Genomic DNA, 20,794 nt, shown 5'->3' with positions numbered 1-20,794 from the left:
CGGGATCATCTCGAACGCCTGCTGCGTCTGCCGCCGCACGTCCGCCGGGTCGATGCCGAACAGCCGCCACTCCGGCCGGTGGAGCGGGTGAGGCCGAGTTCCACGCGCCCGCCGCTGAGGTGGTCGAGCACCGCGGCCCGCTCGGCGATCCGGATGGGGTGGTTGAAGTTGGCCGGGGCGAGGACGGCCGAGTGCCCCAGGCGGATGCGGGACGTCTGCTGGGAGATCGCGGCCAGCAGCAGCTCCGGCGCGGACGACAGGCTGAACTCCTCGGCGCCGTGGTGCTCGACCTGCCACCAGCATCCGTAGCCGAGGGAGTCGGCGAGCCTGGCCTGCTCCAGCGCCTCGGCGATCCGCGCGCCCTCGTGGCCCTCCTGCCAGGGGCGGGGGTCCTGGATCTCGTTGAAGACGTCGACCTGCATCAGGCTCCGCTCCCGGCGACGGTGGTGGGCACCGGGAACTTAGCCCGCCGCGTGCCCGGCCTGCGTGCGCCGAACGGTTGACCGGTCAGGCCGGAAGGGTGATCACCGCGCGCGCGACACCGGCACGACCTGGCGCAGGAGGAGGTCCAGGGCCTCCCGGTCCACGGTGGCCGGGTCCTCGGCCAGCCAGTCGCCCACCTGCTCGACGAACTGGGCGGGCGTCATCGGCGGCACGACGGCGTCCGACGGGTCCTCCGCCGTCACGGCGCCCGCGCGGCTCGGGTACACCACCAGGGCGCACCTGATGTCGAGCCACGGCATGAGCTTGCGGTAGACGGCCAGGCTCCTGGGGAGCCTGGTGCCCCCGCCGCGGAACGGGTGGCCGTTGCGCCACACCACGCCGTCGTCCTCGACCTCGTAGTGGCCGGGCAGCCAGGACTTCGACTCGATCAGCACGAGCCGCCGCCCGCACAGCACGGCGTGGTCGACGTCGGCGAACACCGAGCCCGGCCAGGCCAGGCCGTGGAAGACGCGCGCGCCCGGCAGGCGGGTCAGGTAGCGGCTGAGCAGGTCGGCGGTCAGGTGTTCGGCGACCCGGTCGTCCGTGGTGCCGTGGACGACCTCGCGGTCCGTCCCGCGGGCGAACGCCCGGTCCTCGCGCGCGGCCCGCAGGTAGCGCCGCACCAGGCGGAACGCCGCCGCCGCTGCCGCCGCGACGACCAGCAGCCACACGCCCAGCGCCAGCGGCGGGAAGTCGACCGCGAAGACCGGCAGCAGGAGGAAGAACCAGCCGCAGACGGCGGCCAGCGCCGGCGCGTGGCCCGGGCCGGAGGCCGGCACGTACCGGACGCGCTGGCCGACGTCGACCAGGTGCCACCACGGGACGCCGCCGAGGTCGACCGAGGGCTTCGGGGGTACGAAGTCGGGATCGTCGCCGAGGTTGCGGGGCCGGCCGGTGCGGGCGGACCGCGGTGGCCGGGTCGGCGAGGACGGCCGCGAGCCCGGTCGGGTGTGCGTCCAGCCCCGGTCGTAGTCACGCCGGCGCACGGGATCACGCAGCGTGTCATATGCCTCCTGGAGCATCCGGAACGTCCCGGAGGACCCTCCCGCGTCGGGGTGCATGACCTTCGCCAGGGAGCGGTATGCGGACTTGATCTCCGCCTCGGACGCGTCGCGACCGACCCCGAGGAGTTCGTAGTAGTCGACCCCGCGCACGCGGCAGACCTTAGCGGCACTGTCTTCGGGGGTGTGGGAATGGTTAGGGTTGTTCCCAGGAGCCTGGTAGCGCAGTGGTTGTCGCGCCCCCTGCGCGGGGGAGGACGTCGGTTCGAATCCGGCCCGGCTCGGGACCATGTAGCGCAGTGGTTGACGCGCCCTCCCCCTGGGAGGGAGGACGCCGGTTCGAGTCCGGCCTGGTCCGCTCATCCCCCGACGGTGGCGGTTCGTCCCACCAACAGGTGTACGTGCTGGTCACCGCCCCGAAGGTCGGGTTGCCGGGTCGTCACGACCGGCGCAGGCTGCGCCCATGGCGACTTGCGACGTGTGCGGCAACGACTACTGGATGACCTTCGAGGTGCGCACGGTGGGCGGCGGCGTGCACACCTTCGACAGCTTCGAGTGCGCGGCCCAGCGCCTCGCGCCGCGCTGCGAGCACTGCGGGACCCGCATCCTCGGTCACGGCGTCGAGGTCGAGGGCCGGTTCTTCTGCTGCGCCCACTGCGCGCGCAACGCCGCCGAGCTGGGCTCCGAGATCAGGGACGCGGTGGGCGCCCACCCCGGTTAGAACCGGACCGGGGTCCGGACCGGGCTAGGGCGCGTGCAGGACCAGGCGGCCGTTGACGAACGACGGCCGGAGTTCGCCGCGCGCGTCGACGCTCTTGGTGCCGTGCGGCAGGACCTCCTCGATCGCGCTGAACGCGATGATGTCCGAGACGCCGTAGCGACCGCGCAGCGTGCGCTGGCCGGGGAACCGCAGGGCCCGGCCCTCCTTCCGGTCGCGGTGGGCCAGGGCGGCCCGCAGCGCGCCGCGCGTCAGCTCCTCCGGACCCGCCAGGCGCTGGAGCCTGCCGTTGTGCACGGCGACGCCGTAACCGCGCTCGATCAGCGTCGACACGGTGTTCTCCGACGGTTCGTCGGTCAACCGGAACGACATGGCGTGCCGCTCCTCGACGAGGTGCACGCAGACGACCTGCGCGTGGAACAGCAGCGTCTCGTACAGCGAGACGGCGGTGGAGTCCGCGGTGGCCGGGTCGTCGTGACCGGCGTTCAGGCCGAGCCAGGTCGTCATCCGGCAACTCCGACAACGTTGTCGCGCGTGGGGTGGGGCACGAGTCCTCCTGGGCGCGGTCGGCGCGGTGCGGGGATTCGTGGAGACTAGTCCGATCGGGTGATGAAGTGGTAGCCACCGAATGGTCGGTATCCGAAATCCGAATGGGCGGCCCGATCGGGGGGAGCGGCCGGGGCCGAACGGGTGGCGGGCTCCGAACAGGTGGCGGGAGCCGAGGGGGTGACCGGATTCGGACGCGCGGGGGTCAGATGGGCAGGAGGTCGAAGCCGTCGAGGAACGGCAGGGCGCCCGCCTGCTGGAGGGCGGCGGCGGACAGCCAGGCGCTCGCGGCCGTCACGATCGGGCCGACGATCGCCATCTCGACCTTACCGCCCGTCTTCATCCGCATGATCTTGGGCGGGGCGACCGGGAACCACGTCTTGCCCGCGAGCGGGATCGGCCACAGGATCGGGCAGCCCTGCTCGGTGATCGCGTCGCCGAGGTAGTGGGCGACGCAGCCGATGCCCACGGCCGCCCCGCACGCCGCCGCGCTGGCGGGGGTCTGCGCCGTCCAGGCCACGCAGGCGACCGTGATGGCCGCCGAGACGCCCGTGATGAGCAGGGCGTCCTTCTGCGGGCACCAGTCGTTCATGATCCCGCGCACGGCCAGGCCCGCGAACACGAACATCAGCACGGGCAGCGCCCACTTCTGCGACTGCTGCACGACGGCCGTCGTGGCGATGGCGGCGACCAGCGCGAACACGAGGGTGTGCGTGAGCCCGCGGTGGCCGCCGTCGCGGTTGGAGTCCTTGCGGGTGCGGGTCGTGCGGTAGACGAACGAGCTGATCGTGTTGATCAGGGCCGACGCGCCCGCGCTGACCGGCCCGAACGTGCGGGAGATCGTCGACGACGGGTGGTCGAGGTCGGGCAGCAGGGCGGCGCCCGTGGCGAGCACCGCGCCGACCGCCCAGCTCTGCGGCGTGAGCTGGCCGATGGGGTGCTCCGGGGCCAGCGCGGTCACCGCCGCCCAGGCCAGCAGACCGCTCATGGCGTGGGTCGGACCCGTCGACAACGCTGCCCCCCTTGATCACTCTTCCGGGTTCGAGGTTAGCGGTCGGGCGGCCCGTGCGGCGGTATTCGGCGAACGCGTGTTCGACCGGGCACCCGATCGCGCCCCCACGGGCGGACCGGCGGCCGGGCTGGTTGTATTGGCCCGGACCACACGTGCCGCCCCGCCCGGCGGTGTGACGCCGTTCCCTTTTCGGCCCGGGGTGGACGCAAGCAACCCGACATAGCAGTACGCTTGTCTTGCTTGCATTGTCGCGAGAGGAGCGCCCTGAGTATGGGCAAGATCAAGGTTCAGGGGACCGTCGTCGAGCTCGACGGCGACGAGATGACCCGGATCATCTGGCAGTTCATCAAGGACAAGTTGATCCACCCGTACCTGGACGTCGACCTCGAGTACTACGACCTGGGGATCGAGCACCGGGACGCCACCGACGACCAGGTCACCATCGACTCGGCGCACGCCATCAAGAAGCACGGCGTCGGCGTCAAGTGCGCCACCATCACGCCCGACGAGGCGCGGGTGGAGGAGTTCGGCCTGAAGAAGATGTGGGTCTCGCCGAACGGCACGATCCGCAACATCCTCGGCGGCGTGGTGTTCCGCGAGCCGATCATCATCTCGAACATCCCGCGGCTGGTGCCGGGCTGGACCAAGCCGATCATCATCGGCCGCCACGCCCACGGCGACCAGTACAAGGCCACCAACTTCAAGGTGCCCGGCGCCGGTGAGCTGACGATCACCTTCACGCCAGAGGACGGCTCCGAGCCGATCAAGCACGTGGTCGCCAACTACGGCGCCGACGGCGGCGTGGCCATGGGCATGTACAACTTCAACAAGTCGATCGAGGACTTCGCGCGGGCGTCGTTCTCGTACGGCCTCCAGCGCGACTACCCGGTCTACATGTCGACCAAGAACACCATCCTCAAGGCGTACGACGGCGCCTTCAAGGACATCTTCCAGAAGGTGTTCGAGGAGGAGTTCAAGGCGCAGTTCGACGCGGCGGGCCTCACCTACGAGCACCGCCTGATCGACGACATGGTCGCCGCCGCCATGAAGTGGGAGGGTGGCTACGTCTGGGCGTGCAAGAACTACGACGGTGACGTGCAGTCCGACACGGTCGCGCAGGGCTTCGGCTCGCTCGGCCTGATGACGTCGGTGCTGATGACGCCGGACGGCCGGACCGTCGAGGCCGAGGCGGCCCACGGCACGGTGACCCGCCACTACCGCCAGCACCAGGCCGGCAAGCCGACCTCCACGAACCCGATCGCCTCGATCTACGCGTGGACCGGTGGCCTGAAGCACCGCGGCAAGCTGGACAGCACCCCCGAGGTCACCGGCTTCGCCGAGACGCTGGAGAAGGTCGTCGTCGAGACCGTCGAGAGCGGGAAGATGACGAAGGACCTGGCGCTGCTCGTCGGCCCGGAGCAGGAGTGGCAGACGACCGAGGACTTCCTCGCGACGCTGGACGAGAACCTGCAGAAGCGGATGGCCGGCTGAGCCCGCCCCCCTCTTCGGCGAAGGGCCCGATCGCGCTCCGGCGCGGTCGGGCCCTCCGTCATCGCGGGTGACCGCGTCACCCGGTCGGTTCGACGGTCGGGTGGATCGGGCGCGGTGGCGGTGTCGGGGCCGCCGTGCGCGCTATACCTGCACTTCGGGAGAGGTGCGGGGAGGCGTTGTGTTCGGGATTCCCACGCGGGGGCTCGTGGTGGTCGGGGTGCTGGCGACCGCCGGGGTCATGTACGTCGCCAACGGCGGGGAGAAGCTGGGCGCGGAGGGAGCCGCGACGGGCGGGTGCCGCGTCACGGTGGCCGCCGACGTGCTCAACGTGCGGTCCGGGCCGGCCGACACCCAGCCGATCGTGGCCACGCTCCCGCGCGGGGCGGTGGTCGACGCCGAGCCCAGGGTGGAGAACGGGTTCCGGCTGCTCGTCGACGGCAGGTGGGTGAAGGACGAGTTCGTGACGCCCGAGTCGGTCGGCGCCTGCGTCTGAGTGGTGTCATGGGCGCATGTTCTTCAGGTGGCGGTCGTTCCGCCGGGACGTGGTGACGTGCGCCTGCTCGCCGGAGTGGCCGGGGTTGCGGGCATCGCTGGACGGGCACGAGCTGGCGGGCGTGCCGTCGCCGGGCGGCAGCAGCCCGCTGGTGCTGGCCCTGGGGCTGGAGGCGTCGTGCACGGGGTGCGGGGCGACCTACCCGCACGGCTGGGCGACGGTCGGGCGCGGCTAGGCTGTTCGGGTGCTGACCGTCTCCACCGTCAACGTCAACGGGCTGCGCGCGGCCGCCAAGAAGGGCTACCTGGAGTGGCTCGCCGCGACGTCCGCGGACGTGGTGTGCCTCCAGGAGGTGCGCGCCGAGCCGGGGCAGCTGCCCGACGAGGTGCGCTCGCCGCCGGGGTGGCACGTGGCGCAGGCGCACTGCGAGCTCAAGGGCCGCAACGGCGTCGCGGTGCTGACGCGCGAGGAGCCCCGGGCCGTGCGGGTCGGGTTCGGCGCGGCGGAGTTCGAGAACTCGGGCCGGTACGTCGAGGTCGAGCTGGCGGACGTCGTGGTCGCGTCGCTGTACCTGCCCAGCGGTGACGTCGGCACGCCGCGGCAGGACGAGAAGGAGCGGTTCACCGCGGCGTTCCTGCCGTACCTGGTGGAGCTGCGCGACAAGGCGACGGCCGGTGGGCGCGAGGTGCTGGTGTGCGGCGACTGGAACATCGCCCACCGGCCCGAGGACCTGAAGGCGTGGAGGACGAACCAGAAGTCGGCCGGGTTCCTGCCGGAGGAACGGGCCTGGATGGACCGGGTGTTCGGCGAGGCGCGGTACGTCGACGTGGTGCGGTCGCTGCACCCGGGCGTGGCGGGGCCGTACACGTGGTGGTCGTACCGGGGGAAGGCGTTCGACAACGACTCCGGCTGGCGGATCGATCTGGTTTGCGCAACGGAGGGCATCGCGGCCACGGCGACCAGCGCGGTGGTCGAGCGGGCCGCGACCTATGCCGAGCGCTGGTCGGACCACGCGCCGGTCACCGTGAGTTTTGACTGGCCGAGAGCCTGAGATCGGGCACAATCGTGGTCAGGAGGTGACGTCCGTGCACGAGATCATCGCCGCCAAGCGGCCCGAGGTCGAGGACTTGTGCCGTGTGTTGGGCGTTCGCCGTCTCGACGTGTTCGGGTCCGCCGTCGGTGACTCGTTCGACGTGCTGTCCTCTGACGTGGACGTCCTCGTGGAGTTCGACGCCGGTCCGGGCTTCGACTACTTCGGCAGCTACTTCGCCCTCAAGGAAGGGCTGGAACGGATCTTCGCCCGACCGGTCGACCTCGTGAGCGGTTCCAGCATCCGCAACCCGTACTTCCGGCAGCGAGTGATGGAAACCAAGGAACCGCTGTATGCGGCCTGATCCCCGTGCCTACCTCTGGGACGCGTTGCACGCCGTGGAACTGCTGAGCCAGTTCAGCGAGGGCAAGTCGTTCACGGACTACGAGGCGGACGCCATGCTGAGGTCGGCGGTCGAGCGGCAGTTCGAGATCATCGGTGAAGCCCTGAACCAGCTCCGCGAGGTCGATGCCGAACTCGCGTCGGCCATCCCGGACGTCAACCGAATCGTCGCTTTCCGCAACATCCTGATCCACGGGTACGCATCGGTCGATGACGCTTTGGTCTGGCAGACGCTCACCGACAAGGTGCCCGCGTTGGACCAGGTGCTTCGCCGATTGCTCGACCAGGCGGATGACTGACGGGTTCGACAACGCGCATCCGCTGGCGGATCGACCACCAGGTGGCGACGGAGGGGGTGACGTCCGTGCACGAGGTCATCGCCGCCAAGCGGTCCGAGGTCGAGGACGTGTGCCGCGCGTTGGGCGTCCGACGTCTCGACGTGTTCGGGTCCGCGGTCGGTGACTCGTTCGACGTGGTGGCCGGTGACGTGGACGTCCTCGTGGAGTTCGACGCCGGTCCGGGGTTCGGCTACTTCGGCAGCTACTTCGCCCTGGAGGACGGGCTGGAGCGGATCTTCGGCCGGCCGGCCGATCTCGTGAGCGCGGCCGGCATCCGCAACCCGTACCCCCGGCAGCGAATGATGGAGACCGGGAACAGCTGTACGGGGCCTGATCCCCGCACCCCGGGACGCGTCGCACGCCGTGGAGCCGCCGAGCCGGTTCGGCGCGGGCTTCGTCCTCCCGAGCGCCGTTCACGGAACCCGATCGGTCGACCGGACCTTCGGCTTCGCTCGTTCGTACGCACTTCACGCCGAGTTGGTGACCTCCTTACGAGATCGTGAGAAGTTTTCACGACAACCGGAACGTGGGGAGCGGTCGATGGGGATCAGCCGACGGCGGTTCTTGCAGGCGGGTGGGGTGGCCGGGGCTTCCCTGGTGTGGGGCGGGCCCGCGTGGGCCGCCACCACGGGCACCACCCTGGACGTGGCGGCGTGGGCCGTCGGCCCGGCCGGGTACCGGCGGCTCCAGGCCGGACCCGGGTGGCCGGTCGTGGTGCGGTCCGACCTGGCCCCGCCGCAGGGCGGTCGGGCCGACCGGCGGGTGCCGCTCGCGTGCTTCGTGCAGTTCAGCGACATGCACGTGGTCGACGCGCAGAGCCCCGCCCGCTTCGAGTACACCCACCCGCTGCTGGGCGCGGGGGCCTTCCGGGCGCACGAGACGCTCGCGCAGCACACCTCGACGGCGCTGGTGCGCAAGGTCAACGACATCCGCAACGGCCCGTTCAGCGGTCGCCCGATCGACTTCGTGATGACCACCGGCGACAACACCGACAACCACGAGCTGGTCGAGCTGGACTGGTTCCTGACCGTCCTCAACGGCGGCCGGATCACCGCCGACACCGGGGACGCCGGCCGGTACGAGGGCGTGCAGGACTCCGGCGTCGCCTCCTACTGGAACCCGCACCGCAGCACCCCCGACGACTACAAGGCCAAGGGCTTCCCGCTGGTACCCGGCCTGCTCGACGCCGCCCGCCGCCCGTTCGACAGCCCCGGCCTGCGCATCCCGTGGTACTCGACGTTCGGCAACCACGACGACAGCGTGGTCGGCTCGCTGCCCGACGGCATCCCGTTCATCGACGCCCTCTACACCGGCGACCGCAAGGTCTTCGGCTTCGACCCGGCGGCGGCCGACGTGATCGGGCGGGCGCTGCGCGACCCCGCGTACGTGCCGGACGCGCTGGCGCTGCTGGCGAGCGGGGCGGGCCTGGTGCGGACCGTCACGCCGGACCCCCGGCGCAGGCCGTTCAGCACCGGCGAGTTCGTGCGCGCCCACCTCGACCCGCGCAACACCGGGCCCGGACCGGTCGGGCACGGGTTCACCCAGGACAACGCCGACGGCGTGGACGTCTTCTACACCTTCCGCATCGCGCCCGGCGTCACCGGCGTGAGCCTCGACACCACGACCGACGCCGGGTTCGCCGAGGGCTCGATCGGCCTGCACCAGTACCTGTGGCTGGAGAAGGTGCTCAAGCGGAACAGCTCGCGGTACTTCGACGCGTTCGGCTTCCAGCACCGCCAGGACGTGACGGACGAGCTGTTCGTGCTGTTCAGCCACCACACGAGCTGGACCATGACCAACGTCCTGCCGGACCGCCGCCGCCCGCTCGACCCCCGGTTGACCGGCGACGCGCTGGTGGACCTGCTCCAGCGCTTCCCGAACGTGGTGGCCTGGGTCAACGGCCACACGCACGAGAACCGGATCGTGCCCCACGGCACGGGCGACCGGGCGTTCTGGGAGATCAACACGGCCGCGCACGTCGACCACCCGCAGCACGCGCGGGTGGTCGAGCTGGTCGACAACGCCGACGGCACGCTGTCGCTGTTCACCACGCTGGTCGAGGGCGACGCCCCCTACCAGGCCGGCTACGACGACCCGACCCCCTCCGGCCTCGCGTCGCTGGCCCGCGAGTTCGCGTTCAACGACCCGCACGCCGACCCGGCCGCCGCGGGCGCGGTGACCGACCGGAACACCGAGCTCGTCCTGGCGGGGCGCGCGCCCGTGCGCTGAGCCCGGACGGGGACGCCACGGCGGGGTGAGCCGGCGTGCCGGACGTCACTCCGGGCGTGATCAGGAATTTTCCGCACCTAAGGTCGTTGTCGTGGCCGTGGACATCTCGATCACCCCGCCCGAACCGACGCCGAGCCCGTCGGCGATGCGACGCGCCCTGCGCCGCGCCGCCGACGGCGCCGCCCTCGACCTCACCGAGGCGGCGGTCCTCCTGCACGCCCGCGGTGACGACCTGGACGCCCTGCTCGACGCCGCGGGCCGGGTGCGCGACGCCCACCTGCTCGCCGAGGGCCGCCCGGGCACCGTCACCTACAGCCGCAACGCGTTCATCCCGCTGACGCGGCTGTGCCGGGACCGGTGCCACTACTGCACGTTCGCCACGGTCCCGCACAAGCTGCCCGCCGCGTTCCTGGAGCGCGACGAGGTGCTGGACATCGCCCGCCGCGCGGCCGGGCAGGGGTGCAAGGAGGCCCTGTTCACGCTGGGCGACCGCCCCGAGGAGCGGTGGCCGCAGGCGCGGGAGTGGCTGGAGGCGCGCGGGTACTCCTCGACGCTGGACTACGTGCGGGCGAGCGCCATCGCGGTGCTGGAGGAGACCGGCCTGCTGCCGCACCTCAACCCGGGCGTGCTGAGCTGGGAGGAGCTCCAGCGGCTGCGGCCGGTCGCGGCCAGCATGGGGATGATGCTGGAGACCACCGCCGAGCGGCTGTGGAGCGAGAAGGGCGGCCCGCACCACGGCAGCCCCGACAAGGAGCCCGCCGTGCGGCTGCGGGTGCTGACCGACGCGGGCCGGGTGAACGTGCCGTTCACCACGGGCGTCCTGATCGGCATCGGCGAGACGGTCACCGAGCGCGCCGAGTCGCTGCTGGCCATGCGCGCCGTCGCCCGCCAGTACGGGCACGTGCAGGAGGTGATCATCCAGAACTTCCGGGCCAAGCCGGACACCGCCATGCGCGGCATGCCCGACGCCGACCTGCGCGAACTGGCCGCCACGATCGCCGTGGCCCGGCTGGTCATGCCGTCGTCCACCAGCGTGCAGGCGCCCCCGAACCTGGTCGGCGGCGAGTTCGGGCTGATGCTGCGCGCCGGGATCGACGACTGGGGCGGCGTGTCCCCGGTGACGCCCGACCACGTGAACCCGGAGCGGCCCTGGCCGCAGGTGGACGCGCTGGCGGAGCGCACCCGGGAGGCCGGGTTCGAGCTGCGCGAGCGGCTCGCCGTCTACCCGCGCTACGTGACCGCCGCGCCGGGCCAGTGGATCGACACCCGGCTGTCGGCGCACGTCGCGGCGCTGGCCCGGCCCGACGGCCTGGCCGACCCGGGCGCGCCGGTCGTCGGCCGCGAGTGGCAGGAGCCCGACGGCGGGCTCGACACGTACGGCCGGGCCGACCTGAACACCGCCATCGACACCGAGGGCCGCACCGGCGACCGGCGCGGTGACTTCGACAGCGTCTACGGCGACTGGGCGTCCCTGACCGTGCCCGCGGCGGTCGAGCGGCTGCCCGAGGACGCGAAGCGGGCGCTGGACCTGGCCGGGAGCGACCCGGCGAGGCTGCTGGAGGACACCGCGGCGTCGATGGCCCTGCTCACCGCGGACGGCGACGCGCTGGAGACCATGACCCGGCTCGCCGACGAGCTGCGCGCCTCCGTGGTCGGCGACGACGTCACCTACGTGGTCAACCGCAACATCAACTTCTCCAACGTCTGCTACGTCGGCTGCCGGTTCTGCGCGTTCGCGCAGCGCGAGCGGGACGCCGACGCGTTCCGGCTGTCCGTGGACGAGGTGGCCCGGCGCGCGCGGGAGGCGTGGGACGAGGGCGCCACCGAGGTCTGCATGCAGGGCGGCATCGACCCGAAGCTGCCGGTCACCTACTACGCGGACGTCGTGCGGGCGATCAAGGCGCGGGTGCCCGGCATGCACGTCCACGCGTTCAGCCCGATGGAGGTCGTCAGCGCGGCGGCCAAGGCGGGCGTGAGCGTGCGCGAGTGGCTGACCGAGCTGCGCGACGCGGGCCTCGACACCATCCCCGGCACGGCCGCCGAGATCCTCGACGACGACGTGCGCTGGGTGCTCACCAAGGGCAAGCTGCCCGCCGCGACCTGGCTGGAGGTCGTCGGCACGGCGCACGAGCTGGGCATCCGCTCCTCGTCCACGATGATGTACGGCCACGTCGACCACCCCGGCCACTGGCTCGGGCACTTCCGGGCGCTGGCCGCGCTCCAGGACCGCACCGGCGGGCTCACCGAGTTCGTCGGCCTGCCGTTCGTGCACCGCAACGCGCCCATCTACCTGGCCGGCGTCGCCCGCCCCGGACCGACCCGGCGGGACAACCGGGCGGTGCACGCGTTCGCCCGGCTCGCCCTGCACGGGCGGGTGGACAACGTCCAGTGCTCGTGGGTGAAGCTCGGCGACGAGGGCACGGCGGAGGTGCTGCGCGGCGGCGCCAACGACCTGGGCGGGACGCTCATGGAGGAGACCATCAGCCGGATGGCCGGCTCGGAGCACGGGTCGGCCCGCACGGCGCGGGAGCTGGCGGCGACGGCGGCGCTGGCCGGGCGGCCGGCCCGGCAGCGGACCACCACGTACGGGCGCGTCGACGCCGTGCGCCGAGCGGGAAGCCCGGGGCTGCCGGGGCACGTGTGACGGGGGTGGGGTTCCCGCGGGCGGCCGGCGGTGGTTAGTCTGCCGCCGGCCGCTTTACCCGAACCGAACACCCCAGCCCCACAGCGTCGGTAGGTTCGCGGCCGTCCGTCAACGATGTTCACCCTGTTGTGGTGCACGCGGTGTTGGTGAGGAGGCTGGGCACGTGCGCGGTCGCGTTGCGGTCCTGGGTCTGGTGCTGGGTGCGACGTCCTCCCTGGTCGTCGAGGGCGTCGCGGTGGCGGCGGACGGCGCGGTGCTCGCCGCCGGCCCGGTGGCCGTGAACGGCCCGGTCGGCATCGTCGCGGTGGCGTTCGGCGCGGTCGGCCTGGTGGCCGGCCTGGTGCGCCGTCGCCGGGCCGCGGTCGTGCGCGCGGCGACGGCCCCGCAGGCCGAGGTGCGGCCCGCCACCACCGGGGTCTGATCCGCCTGGGAGGATCACCCCGTGGCACCTGAGACCCCCGCCGGGGACACCGGCGAGAACACCGCGCCGACGAGCCGCCCCCGCGTGCTCTCCGGCATCCAGCCGACCGCGGGCTCGTTCCACCTCGGCAACTACCTCGGCGCGCTGCGCCAGTGGGTGGCCCTCCAGGAGACGCATGACGCGTTCTACTGCGTCGTCGACCTGCACGCCATCACCGTCGCGCAGGACCCCAAGGTGCTGCGGCAGAACACCAGGGTGTCGGCCGCGCAGCTGCTCGCGCTGGGCATCGACCCCGAGCGGTCCGCGCTGTTCGTGCAGTCCCACGTGCCCGAGCACGCCCAGCTGGGGTGGGTCATGCAGTGCCTGACCGGCTTCGGCGAGGCCGGCCGGATGACCCAGTTCAAGGACAAGTCCGCGCGGCAGGAGGCGGGCGTCGGCGTCGGCCTGTTCACCTACCCGATCCTCCAGGCCGCGGACATCCTGCTCTACCAGGCGCACCACGTGCCGGTCGGCGAGGACCAGCGCCAGCACCTGGAGCTGACCCGCGACCTCGCGCAGCGGTTCAACACCCGGTACGGCAGGACGTTCCGGCTGCCCGAGCCGTACATCGTCAAGGACACCGCGAAGATCTACGACCTGCAGGACCCGACGGCGAAGATGTCGAAGTCCGTGCCGGCGGGCGTGGTCGAGCTGCTGGACGACCCGAAGCGGTCGGCCAAGAAGATCCGGTCGGCGGTCACCGACACCGGGCGCGAGATCGTCTACGACCCCGAGCACAAGGCCGGCGTCAGCAACCTGCTGGTCATCCACTCCGCGCTGAGCGGGGAGTCGGTGGACTCGCTGGTCGCCCGGTTCGAGGGCAAGGGCTACGGCGACCTGAAGAAGGAGCTCGGCGAGGTGTTCACCGAGTTCGTCACGCCGGTGCAGGCGCGGGTGGACGCCTACCTGGCGGACCTGCCCGAGCTGGACAAGGTGCTGGCGCGGGGCGCGGAGCGGGCGCGCGAGGTGGCGTCGAGGACGCTGGCGCGGACCTACGAGCGGATCGGGTTCCTGGCCCGGACCTGACCTGCCCCGTTCGAGTGGCAGGTGATCACCCGCTCGCCTAGCGTTCTCGCCGTGGCGGAAGAGGCGAAGGCCGAGTCGAAGATCCAGCGGCTCCGGCGCGAGAAGCCGTGGCTCGACCACCTGCTCCGGGCCTTCGACCGCTACCAGAACCAGTACGGGACGCACTACGCCGCGGCGGTGACGTACTTCAGCGTGCTGTCGCTCGTGCCCATGCTGATGATCGGGTTCGCGGTCGCCGGCTTCGTGCTGGCGTCCGAGCCCCGACTGCTGGACGAGATGAAGGCGAGCATCGCCGAGGCGGTGCCCGGCGCGCTCGGCGACACGATCAACAAGGTGGTCGAGCAGGCGATCGACAGCAAGGGCACGGTCGGCGTGCTCGGCCTGCTCACCGCCGTCTTCTCCGGCTTCGGCTGGATGCGGAACCTCCGCGACGCGCTCACCGCCCAGTGGGGCCAGGCGAAGGCGGACCTGCCGTTCCTGAAAACGGCCCTGAAGGACCTGCTGGCCCTGCTCGGCCTGGGGTTGGCGCTGGTGGTGTCGTTCGGCCTCACCGCCCTGGGCAGCGGGTTCGCCGAGCTGGTGCTGCGGTGGATCGGCCTGGAGGGCGTCCGGTGGGCGCAGGCGATGCTGAAGGTCGGCACGATCATGCTGGCGCTGGTCGCGAACTGGCTGGTGTTCCTCTGGGTGCTGGCCAAGCTCCCGCGCAAGCCGGTCGGGCTGCGCAGCGCGCTCAAGGGGGCCGCCGCCGCCGCGATCGGGTTCGAGGTGCTCAAGCAGGCCGGGACGATCTACCTGAGCAGCGTCACGGCGTCGCCCGCGGGCGCGGCGTTCGGCCCGGTCATCGGCGTGCTGTTCTTCGCGAACCTCGTCGCGCAGTTCCTGCTGTTCATCACGGCCTGGACGGCCACGGCCCGGGAGAACCTGCTCAGGGACCCGCCGCCCCCGCCACCGCCGGCGGTGATCCGGCCGGTGGTGGAGGTCCGCTCGGGCCCCGGCCCCCGCGCCGCCGCCGGGCTGGTCGGCGCGGGGGTGCTGCTGGGCGCCCTGTTCCGGCGCCGGTGACCGCGGTCGCCGCCCGGGTGCGGGAGGCGGCCCGGGTCCGGGAGGCGGCTCAGGTCCAGAAGACGGCGATGCCCACGTTGAGCACCACGAGCCCGGCCAGCGCCGGGGTCAGCCACGACGCGGGCCTCTTGTTCACGTTGACCGCGACCAGGGCCGCGATGACCACCAGCACCAGCGTCTTGACCCCGATCTTGACGTGGTCGTAGTCCTGGTCGGTGAGCGGCGCCAGGCCGACCAGCGCGACGCCGGTGAGCAGCTGGAGCGCGCTGCCGTGCAGCCAGCCCTTGTTCATCGGGGCGTCGGCCCCGGCGCGGCGCTGGACGAAGAACATCGCGACGAGCATGCCCATGCCGAGCAGGTGCAGGAACACCAGCAGTAGGCGCACGAACTCCACGGCGGAGCCTCCAGGTGTGGTGGGGTTACTTGCTGCGTCCCGCCCGCACGCCGCGCACGCCCAGCAGCCCGATGACGGTGCCGAAGGCGAGGGAGGCGACGACGAGCAGCAGGTGGACGGTGAAGAACGCGGTGGGCCCGGCGTCCCACGAGCGGGGGTCCTTCCAGATGTTGCGCAGGAAGTTCGGCCAGATCACCCAGGACCACACCCCGAAGGCAAGCAGGAACCAGGACATGCCGCGGGAGAGCTTCACCCGAGCAGTATCGGACGTGGCGGGTGCAGGTCACTCATCCGGGGTGGCTAGCCTGGACGGGTGCGTTCCTCCGCGTTCCGACGGCCCGTTGCCACAGTCCTGGCTGCCTGCGCGCTGACGGCCTCCGCGGTGTTCGCCGCGGTGCCGGTCGCGAGCGCCCAGCCCGCCTGCCCGAACGAGGTGTCACCGCCACCCGCGGTGGACACGTCCGAGCAGGTGCCACCCGGTCAGCAGGCGCCCCAGCCGCTGGAGGTGCCGGAGACCCCCGTCGGCGGCGAGCGCCTCGGCGAGTGCGGGCTGGTGCTGCCGCCGAACGCGCGGCCCCTGCCGGACTCGATCACGGCGGCGAGCTGGCTGCTGGCCGACATGGACAGCGGCGCCGTGCTGGCCGCCAACAACCCGCACGGCCGCCAGCGCCCCGCGTCGGTGATCAAGGTGCTGCTGGCGATGGTCGTCGCCAAGGAGCTGTCCCCGAGCGCCACCGTGGCGGTCAACGCCGAGGACGTCGCGCAGGAGTGCACCTGCATCAACCTGCGGGTCGGCGCCGAGTACACCGTCGAGCAGATGCTCCAGGCGCTGGTCATGGCCTCGGGGAACGACGTGGCCCACGCCCTGGCCCGGCGGCTCGGCGGCATCCCGTCCGCGATCCGGAAGATGAACGCGCTGGCCAGGGAGCTGGGCGCGATGGACACGCGGGCCGTGACGCCCTCCGGCCTGGACGCGCCGGGCACCTCCACGTCGGCCTACGACGTGGCGCTGATCTTCCGCGCGGCCCTGACGTACCCGGACTTCGCCAAGGCCGTCACCACGCAGCGCATCGACTTCCCGTCCCCGGACGGCAACGGCACGATGCCCGTGGTCAACGACAACCGGCTGCTCACCTCCTACCAGGGCGCGCTGGGCGGCAAGTCCGGGTTCACCGACGACGCCCAGCACACGTACGTGGGCGCGGCGCAGCGCGGCGGCAAGCGGCTGGTGGTCGTGCTGCTGCGCGGCCGGCAGCAGCCGATCCGGATCACCGACCAGGCCGCGCTGCTGCTCGACTACGGGTTCGCCCTGGAGCCGGCCGCCGCGGGCAACCCGGTGGGGCGGCTCGTCGAGGGCGCGCCCCAGGCGAAGAAGAAGGAGACCGAGCCGAGGGCGACCAACCCGACCAGCGCCGCGCCGGGCCAGGCCGCCGACGCCGGCGAGGACCCCCGGAACTCGGCCATGCACAAGGCGTTCGGCAACGTCGGCGGCCCCATCACGGCGGTGGCCGGGCTGGGCCTCGTGCTGGCGTTCGTCATGTACCTGCGGGCCCGGCGGGCCAGGGCGGCGCGCGCACGGCGCACGGCGGCGACGGGCACCGGCCCGCCCGCCTGACCGGCGCCGGACGTCGGAAGGGGCGGGGACCACGTGGTCCCCGCCCCTTCCCGTGCCTGCCGGTCAGACGCGCTTGAAGAGCAGCGCGCGCTTGACCTCCTGGATCGCCTTCGTCACCTGGATGCCGCGGGGGCACGCGTCGGTGCAGTTGAACGTCGTGCGGCAGCGCCACACGCCGTCCACGTCGTTCAGGATGTCCAGCCGCTCCTCGGCGCCCTCGTCGCGGCTGTCGAAGATGAAGCGGTGGGCGTTCACGATGGCCGCCGGGCCGAAGTAGCTGCCCTCGGTCCAGTACACCGGGCACGAGGTGGTGCAGGCGGCGCACAGGATGCACTTCGTCGTGTCGTCGAAGCGCTCCCGGTCGGCGATGGACTGCACGCGCTCGCGGGTGGGCTCGTTGCCGTAGGTGATGAGGTACGGCTTGACGGCCTTGAACGCCTCGAAGAACGGCTCCATGTCCACCAGGAGGTCCTTGTGGACGGGCAGGCCCTTGATCGGCTCGACGGTGATCTCGGTCCGCTTGCCGCCGCCCGCGAGGAGGTCCTTGAGCAGCACCTTGCAGGCGAGGCGGTTGACGCCGTTGATGCGCATCGCGTCCGAGCCGCAGATGCCGTGGGCGCACGAGCGGCGGAACGTGAGCGTGCCGTCCAGGTACCACTTCACGTAGTGCAGCAGGTTCAGCACGCGGTCCGAGGGCAGCGCCGGGATCTCGAAGCTGTCCCAGCGGGGCTCGTCGTCGAACTCCGGGTTGAAGCGCCGGACCTTCAGGGTGACGGTGATCGCGCCGTCCGGCACCGGGGGCTGGTTGCCGCGCGAACCGGTCGTGACTTCAGCGGTTGCGGTCATCAGTACTTGCGCTCCATCGGCTGGTACCGGGTGAACGTCACGGGCTTGTAGTCGAGCCGGATGTCGGACGCCAGGCCCTCGCCCTGCTTGTAGTACATGCTGTGGCGCATGAAGTTCGTGTCGTCGCGGTTCGGGTAGTCCTCGCGGGCGTGGCCGCCGCGGGACTCCTTGCGCGCCAGGGCGCCGACGACCAGGACCTCGGCCAGCTCCAGCAGGAAGCCCAGCTCGACGGCCTCCAGCAGGTCCGTGTTGAACCGCTTGCCCTTGTCCTGCACGGTGATCCGCTGGTAGCGCTCCTTCAGCGCCTGCACGTCGTGCAGCGCCTGCTTGAGCGTGTCCTCCGTGCGGTAGACGGACGCGTTGGCGTCCATCGTGGCCTGGAGCTCGGTGCGGATGTCCGCGACGCGCTCCTCGCCGTGCTCGGACAGGACCAGGGCGACCTGCGCCTCGACGTTCGCCGCGGGGTTCTCCGGCAGCTCGACGTGCTCGGTGCCGTTCGCGTACTCGGCGGCGGCGATGCCCGCGCGCCGGCCGAACACGTTGATGTCGAGCAGCGAGTTGGTGCCCAGGCGGTTCGCGCCGTGCACGGACACGCACGCGCACTCGCCGGCGGCGTAGAGGCCGGGGACGACGTGGTCGTTGTCCCGCAGCACCTCGCCGTGGATGTTGGTCGGGATGCCGCCCATGGCGTAGTGCGCCGTCGGGTAGACGGGGACGGGTTCCTTCACCGGGTCGACCGCGAGGTAGGTGCGGGCGAACTCGGTGATGTCGGGGAGCTTCGTCTCCAGGACCTCGGCGCCCAGGTGGGTGCAGTCGAGGAGCACGTAGTCCTTGTTCGGACCCGCGCCGCGCCCTTCGAGGACCTCCAGGGCCATCGAGCGGGCGACGATGTCGCGCGGCGCGAGGTCCTTGATGGTCGGTGCGTAGCGCTCCATGAACCGCTCGCCGGAGGCGTTGCGCAGGATCGCGCCCTCGCCTCGGGCGCCCTCGGTGAGCAGGATGCCCAGGCCCGCGAGGCCGGTCGGGTGGAACTGGTAGAACTCCATGTCCTCCAGCGGCAGGCCCTTGCGGAACACGATGCCCATGCCGTCGCCGGTCAGGGTGTGCGCGTTCGAAGTGGTCTTGAAGACCTTGCCGAAGCCGCCGGTCGCGAACACGACCGACTTGGCCTGGAAGACGTGGATCTCGCCGGTCGCCAGCTCGTAGGCCACCGCGCCGGTGCAGACCGGGCCGTTCTCCGTCTCGGTGAGGCAGATGTCGAGGACGTAGAACTCGTTGAAGAACTCGATGCCGTGCTTGACGCAGTTCTGGTACAGCGTCTGGAGGATCATGTGGCCGGTGCGGTCGGCCGCGTAGCAGGCCCGGCGCACGGCGGCTTCACCGTGGTTGCGGGTGTGGCCGCCGAACCGCCGCTGGTCGATCTTGCCCTCGGGCGTGCGGTTGAACGGCAGGCCCATCTTCTCCAGGTCGAGGACCGCGTCGATGGCCTCCTTCGCCATGATCTCGGCGGCGTCCTGGTCGACCAGGTAGTCGCCGCCCTTGATCGTGTCGAAGGTGTGCCACTCCCAGTTGTCCTCCTCCACGTTCGCCAGCGCGGCGCACATGCCGCCCTGCGCGGCGCCCGTGTGGGAGCGGGTGGGGTAGAGCTTGGTGAGCACCGCCGTGCGGGCGCGCTGGCCGGCTTCGATCGCCGCGCGCATCCCGGCGCCGCCGGCGCCGATGATCACGACGTCGTACTTGTGGAACTGCATGGCTGTCTGCTCCCGCGGCGGGTCAGTCGGTGATGTTCGGGTCGAAGGTGAAGATCACGTACGTCCCGGTGAACAGGATCAGCACCATGGAGACGACGAGCAGCATCTTCAACCAGAACCGGGTCGCGTCCTTGCGGGCGTAGTCGTTGATCACGGTGCGCAGGCCGTTGCCGCCGTGGATCTGCGCCAGCCAGAGCATCGCCAGGTCCCAGATCTGCCAGAAGGGGGACGCCCAGCGGCCCGCGACGAAGCCGAAGTTGATGCGGTGCACGCCGCCGTCGAGGATGTTCATGATGAACAGGTGGCCGAGCACGAGGACCACCAGGGCGACGCCCGAGATGCGCATGAACAGCCAGCTGTGCAGCTCGAAGTTGTTGCGGCGGGCGGCGGGGCGACGCGGGGAGCGCGGCTTGTCCAGGATCAGTTCGCTCATGATCAGTGACCCCCGCCGAACATGTCCGTGATCGTGCGGACCATCATGAAGTAGGTGCCGGGGATCATCACCAGCACCCAGAGGCCCAGGATGGCCCACAGCATCTGACGCTGGTACCGGGCGCCCTTCTCCCAGAAGTCGATCAGCATCACGCGGATGCCGTTCAGCGCGTGGTAGAGCACCGCGCCGACGAGGCCCACCTCGAACAGGTTGACCACCGGGTTCTTGTAGGTTTCGATGACCTTGTCGTACGCGTCCGGCGACACCCGCACCAGCGCGGTGTCCAGGACGTGCGCGAACAGGAAGAAGAACGTGAGCACGCCGGTGATGCGGTGGGCGACCCAGGACCACATGCCCAGGTCGCCGCGGTAGAGCGTTCCGCCCCCTTTGGAGCTGCTGCCCGCCCGCTCGGGTGCGGTGGTGCCGGCCATGAGCTACGGCCTCCAGCGTCAGTGGTGGACTGGTCTCCGGTACTTGACTGAGTACGCGGACCTTGACCATCCGATGCTAGTCCCGTGAACATCGGCCGACCCAACGGCCCGACCCGTCTGTGAGCGACGAGACACCGCACGGGCGCTGTATCGATTCGCCCCGGACCGCCAGGGCAAGGGCGTGTGGTGCCAGTCACACACGAACGTGTGACCGTGCCGTCCACTGCGGACGTGTCCGGTCCGATCGGCGACGTTGGCGGCGGCTCGTCCGCCCGTCCGTCCGCGGTCTGGTGGGGCGTGGGCGGTCACCGGTAGTGGACGACGTGCAGGGTGGCCGTGTCGTCGTCGGGTGGGGTGAAGGGGGTGGTGGTGGTGGCGTCGGCGAGTTG

Annotated in this window: 24 protein-coding genes and 2 tRNA genes; 16 read left to right on the top strand and 10 right to left on the bottom strand. The window is 71.5% G+C overall.

Going from position 1 to position 20,794, the window contains the following annotated elements:
* Positions 1-5: 5 nt before the first annotated feature.
* Both CKY47_RS00125 and CKY47_RS00120 read right to left on the bottom strand, forming a co-directional pair.
* Positions 6-422 (bottom strand): LLM class flavin-dependent oxidoreductase, encoded by a 417-nt coding sequence (locus CKY47_RS00125; RefSeq protein WP_306743515.1) that lies wholly within the window; start codon positions 420-422, stop codon positions 6-8.
* A 102-nt stretch (positions 423-524) separates the two neighbouring features.
* Complete coding sequence (locus CKY47_RS00120) at positions 525-1,637, bottom strand: J domain-containing protein (RefSeq protein WP_306743514.1); 1,113 nt, start codon at positions 1,635-1,637, stop codon at positions 525-527.
* Positions 1,638-1,696: 59 nt separating this feature from the next.
* Here CKY47_RS00120 and CKY47_RS00115 point away from each other — a divergent pair.
* The 3 genes from CKY47_RS00115 to CKY47_RS00105 all read left to right on the top strand — a co-directional run bounded on the left by CKY47_RS00115 (position 1,697) and on the right by CKY47_RS00105 (position 2,205).
* Positions 1,697-1,768: transfer RNA gene (locus tag CKY47_RS00115), tRNA-Arg, on the top strand.
* Positions 1,769-1,842 (top strand) — tRNA-Pro (locus CKY47_RS00110). It abuts the tRNA gene before it with no gap.
* Positions 1,843-1,947: 105 nt separating this feature from the next.
* Positions 1,948-2,205: a metallothionein gene (locus CKY47_RS00105; RefSeq protein WP_306743513.1), complete on the top strand. Its 258-nt coding sequence runs from the start codon at positions 1,948-1,950 to the stop codon at positions 2,203-2,205.
* Between the two features lie 24 nt (positions 2,206-2,229).
* Here CKY47_RS00105 and CKY47_RS00100 read toward each other — a convergent pair whose 3' ends face one another.
* Entirely contained in the window at positions 2,230-2,709 is a 480-nt protein-coding gene (locus CKY47_RS00100) for a hypothetical protein (RefSeq protein ID WP_306743512.1), read from the bottom strand.
* Between the two features lie 244 nt (positions 2,710-2,953).
* Positions 2,954-3,760: a metal-dependent hydrolase gene (locus CKY47_RS00095; RefSeq protein ID WP_306743511.1), complete on the bottom strand. Its 807-nt coding sequence runs from the start codon at positions 3,758-3,760 to the stop codon at positions 2,954-2,956.
* A gap of 270 nt (positions 3,761-4,030) precedes the next feature.
* Here CKY47_RS00095 and CKY47_RS00090 point away from each other — a divergent pair, with 270 nt between their 5' ends.
* The 12 genes from CKY47_RS00090 (at position 4,031) to yhjD (ending at position 14,935) form a co-directional block, all read left to right on the top strand.
* A complete protein-coding gene (locus CKY47_RS00090) occupies positions 4,031-5,251 on the top strand; it encodes an NADP-dependent isocitrate dehydrogenase (protein WP_306743510.1) in 1,221 nt (406 codons plus the stop codon).
* Positions 5,252-5,429: 178 nt separating this feature from the next.
* The gene (locus tag CKY47_RS00085) at positions 5,430-5,744 is read left to right on the top strand and encodes an SH3 domain-containing protein (protein ID WP_306743509.1); all 315 of its coding nucleotides are present in this window, start codon (positions 5,430-5,432) and stop codon (positions 5,742-5,744) included.
* 16 nt (positions 5,745-5,760) lie between these two features.
* A complete protein-coding gene (locus tag CKY47_RS00080; RefSeq protein WP_306743508.1) occupies positions 5,761-5,979 on the top strand; it encodes a hypothetical protein in 219 nt (72 codons plus the stop codon).
* A gap of 9 nt (positions 5,980-5,988) precedes the next feature.
* Positions 5,989-6,795, top strand: coding sequence for an exodeoxyribonuclease III (locus CKY47_RS00075; RefSeq protein ID WP_306743507.1), 807 nt, complete (start codon positions 5,989-5,991; stop codon positions 6,793-6,795).
* Positions 6,796-6,829: 34 nt separating this feature from the next.
* Positions 6,830-7,138 carry a nucleotidyltransferase family protein gene (locus CKY47_RS00070; RefSeq protein WP_306743506.1) on the top strand — a complete coding sequence of 103 codons (309 nt, stop codon included), beginning with the start codon at positions 6,830-6,832 and terminating at the stop codon, positions 7,136-7,138.
* 34 nt (positions 7,139-7,172) lie between these two features.
* On the top strand, positions 7,173-7,475 hold the full coding sequence (locus tag CKY47_RS00065) for a HepT-like ribonuclease domain-containing protein (protein WP_306743505.1): 303 nt from the start codon (positions 7,173-7,175) through the stop codon (positions 7,473-7,475).
* Positions 7,476-7,516: 41 nt separating this feature from the next.
* Positions 7,517-8,017, top strand: a complete 501-nt coding sequence (locus CKY47_RS36800) for a nucleotidyltransferase family protein (RefSeq protein ID WP_371320587.1) — start codon at positions 7,517-7,519, stop codon at positions 8,015-8,017.
* A gap of 37 nt (positions 8,018-8,054) precedes the next feature.
* Positions 8,055-9,743, top strand: coding sequence for a TIGR03767 family metallophosphoesterase (locus CKY47_RS00060; protein WP_306743504.1), 1,689 nt, complete (start codon positions 8,055-8,057; stop codon positions 9,741-9,743).
* 91 nt (positions 9,744-9,834) lie between these two features.
* Positions 9,835-12,387, top strand: a complete 2,553-nt coding sequence (locus CKY47_RS00055) for a bifunctional FO biosynthesis protein CofGH (RefSeq protein WP_306743503.1) — start codon at positions 9,835-9,837, stop codon at positions 12,385-12,387.
* A 163-nt stretch (positions 12,388-12,550) separates the two neighbouring features.
* Positions 12,551-12,808, top strand: a complete 258-nt coding sequence (locus CKY47_RS00050) for a hypothetical protein (RefSeq protein ID WP_306743502.1) — start codon at positions 12,551-12,553, stop codon at positions 12,806-12,808.
* Positions 12,809-12,829: 21 nt separating this feature from the next.
* The gene (gene trpS / locus CKY47_RS00045) at positions 12,830-13,873 is read left to right on the top strand and encodes a tryptophan--tRNA ligase (protein WP_306743501.1); all 1,044 of its coding nucleotides are present in this window, start codon (positions 12,830-12,832) and stop codon (positions 13,871-13,873) included.
* A 51-nt stretch (positions 13,874-13,924) separates the two neighbouring features.
* A complete protein-coding gene (yhjD, locus tag CKY47_RS00040) occupies positions 13,925-14,935 on the top strand; it encodes an inner membrane protein YhjD (protein WP_306743500.1) in 1,011 nt (336 codons plus the stop codon).
* A 49-nt stretch (positions 14,936-14,984) separates the two neighbouring features.
* Here the strand turns inward: yhjD and CKY47_RS00035 are convergent, their stop codons facing one another.
* The gene (locus tag CKY47_RS00035) at positions 14,985-15,329 is read right to left on the bottom strand and encodes a hypothetical protein (RefSeq protein WP_306743499.1); all 345 of its coding nucleotides are present in this window, start codon (positions 15,327-15,329) and stop codon (positions 14,985-14,987) included.
* A 25-nt stretch (positions 15,330-15,354) separates the two neighbouring features.
* Complete coding sequence (locus tag CKY47_RS00030) at positions 15,355-15,582, bottom strand: SCO4848 family membrane protein (RefSeq protein WP_306743498.1); 228 nt, start codon at positions 15,580-15,582, stop codon at positions 15,355-15,357.
* Positions 15,583-15,642: 60 nt separating this feature from the next.
* Here CKY47_RS00030 and CKY47_RS00025 point away from each other — a divergent pair, with 60 nt between their 5' ends.
* Positions 15,643-16,944: a D-alanyl-D-alanine carboxypeptidase family protein gene (locus CKY47_RS00025; RefSeq protein WP_306743497.1), complete on the top strand. Its 1,302-nt coding sequence runs from the start codon at positions 15,643-15,645 to the stop codon at positions 16,942-16,944.
* 63 nt (positions 16,945-17,007) lie between these two features.
* Here CKY47_RS00025 and CKY47_RS00020 read toward each other — a convergent pair whose 3' ends face one another.
* From CKY47_RS00020 to sdhC, 4 genes are read right to left on the bottom strand one after another with little or no spacing between them, the layout of a single operon-like run.
* The gene (locus CKY47_RS00020) at positions 17,008-17,790 is read right to left on the bottom strand and encodes a succinate dehydrogenase iron-sulfur subunit (protein WP_306743496.1); all 783 of its coding nucleotides are present in this window, start codon (positions 17,788-17,790) and stop codon (positions 17,008-17,010) included.
* The gene (gene sdhA, locus CKY47_RS00015) at positions 17,790-19,541 is read right to left on the bottom strand and encodes a succinate dehydrogenase flavoprotein subunit (RefSeq protein ID WP_306743495.1); all 1,752 of its coding nucleotides are present in this window, start codon (positions 19,539-19,541) and stop codon (positions 17,790-17,792) included. Before sdhA ends, CKY47_RS00020 begins: the two co-directional genes overlap by 1 nt.
* Before the next feature lie 22 nt (positions 19,542-19,563).
* A complete protein-coding gene (locus tag CKY47_RS00010; RefSeq protein ID WP_306743494.1) occupies positions 19,564-19,974 on the bottom strand; it encodes a succinate dehydrogenase hydrophobic membrane anchor subunit in 411 nt (136 codons plus the stop codon).
* A 2-nt stretch (positions 19,975-19,976) separates the two neighbouring features.
* The gene (gene sdhC / locus CKY47_RS00005) at positions 19,977-20,405 is read right to left on the bottom strand and encodes a succinate dehydrogenase, cytochrome b556 subunit (RefSeq protein ID WP_306743493.1); all 429 of its coding nucleotides are present in this window, start codon (positions 20,403-20,405) and stop codon (positions 19,977-19,979) included.
* Between the last annotated feature and the right edge of the window lie 389 nt (positions 20,406-20,794).

Source organism: Saccharothrix longispora (genome assembly GCF_030852425.1).
Taxonomy (GTDB): Bacteria; Actinomycetota; Actinomycetes; order Mycobacteriales; family Pseudonocardiaceae; genus Actinosynnema; species Actinosynnema longispora.
Note: the sequence above shows the minus strand (reverse complement) of the source record. Positions and strands in the feature narration are given on the sequence as shown.

Bases quoted from the DNA above. Each gene is read 5' to 3' on its own strand.
- CKY47_RS00125 (WP_306743515.1), bottom strand. From the start codon at position 422: ATGCAGGTCGACGTCTTCAACGAGATCCAGGACCCCCGCCCCTGGCAG.
- CKY47_RS00105 (WP_306743513.1), top strand. From the start codon at position 1,948: ATGGCGACTTGCGACGTGTGCGGCAACGACTACTGGATGACCTTCGAG.
- CKY47_RS00100 (WP_306743512.1), bottom strand. From the start codon at position 2,709: ATGACGACCTGGCTCGGCCTGAACGCCGGTCACGACGACCCGGCCACC.
- CKY47_RS00090 (WP_306743510.1), top strand. From the start codon at position 4,031: ATGGGCAAGATCAAGGTTCAGGGGACCGTCGTCGAGCTCGACGGCGAC.
- CKY47_RS00080 (WP_306743508.1), top strand. From the start codon at position 5,761: ATGTTCTTCAGGTGGCGGTCGTTCCGCCGGGACGTGGTGACGTGCGCC.
- CKY47_RS00060 (WP_306743504.1), top strand. From the start codon at position 8,055: ATGGGGATCAGCCGACGGCGGTTCTTGCAGGCGGGTGGGGTGGCCGGG.
- CKY47_RS00020 (WP_306743496.1), bottom strand. From the start codon at position 17,790: ATGACCGCAACCGCTGAAGTCACGACCGGTTCGCGCGGCAACCAGCCC.
- sdhA (WP_306743495.1), bottom strand. From the start codon at position 19,541: ATGCAGTTCCACAAGTACGACGTCGTGATCATCGGCGCCGGCGGCGCC.
- CKY47_RS00010 (WP_306743494.1), bottom strand. From the start codon at position 19,974: ATGAGCGAACTGATCCTGGACAAGCCGCGCTCCCCGCGTCGCCCCGCC.
- sdhC (WP_306743493.1), bottom strand. From the start codon at position 20,405: ATGGCCGGCACCACCGCACCCGAGCGGGCGGGCAGCAGCTCCAAAGGG.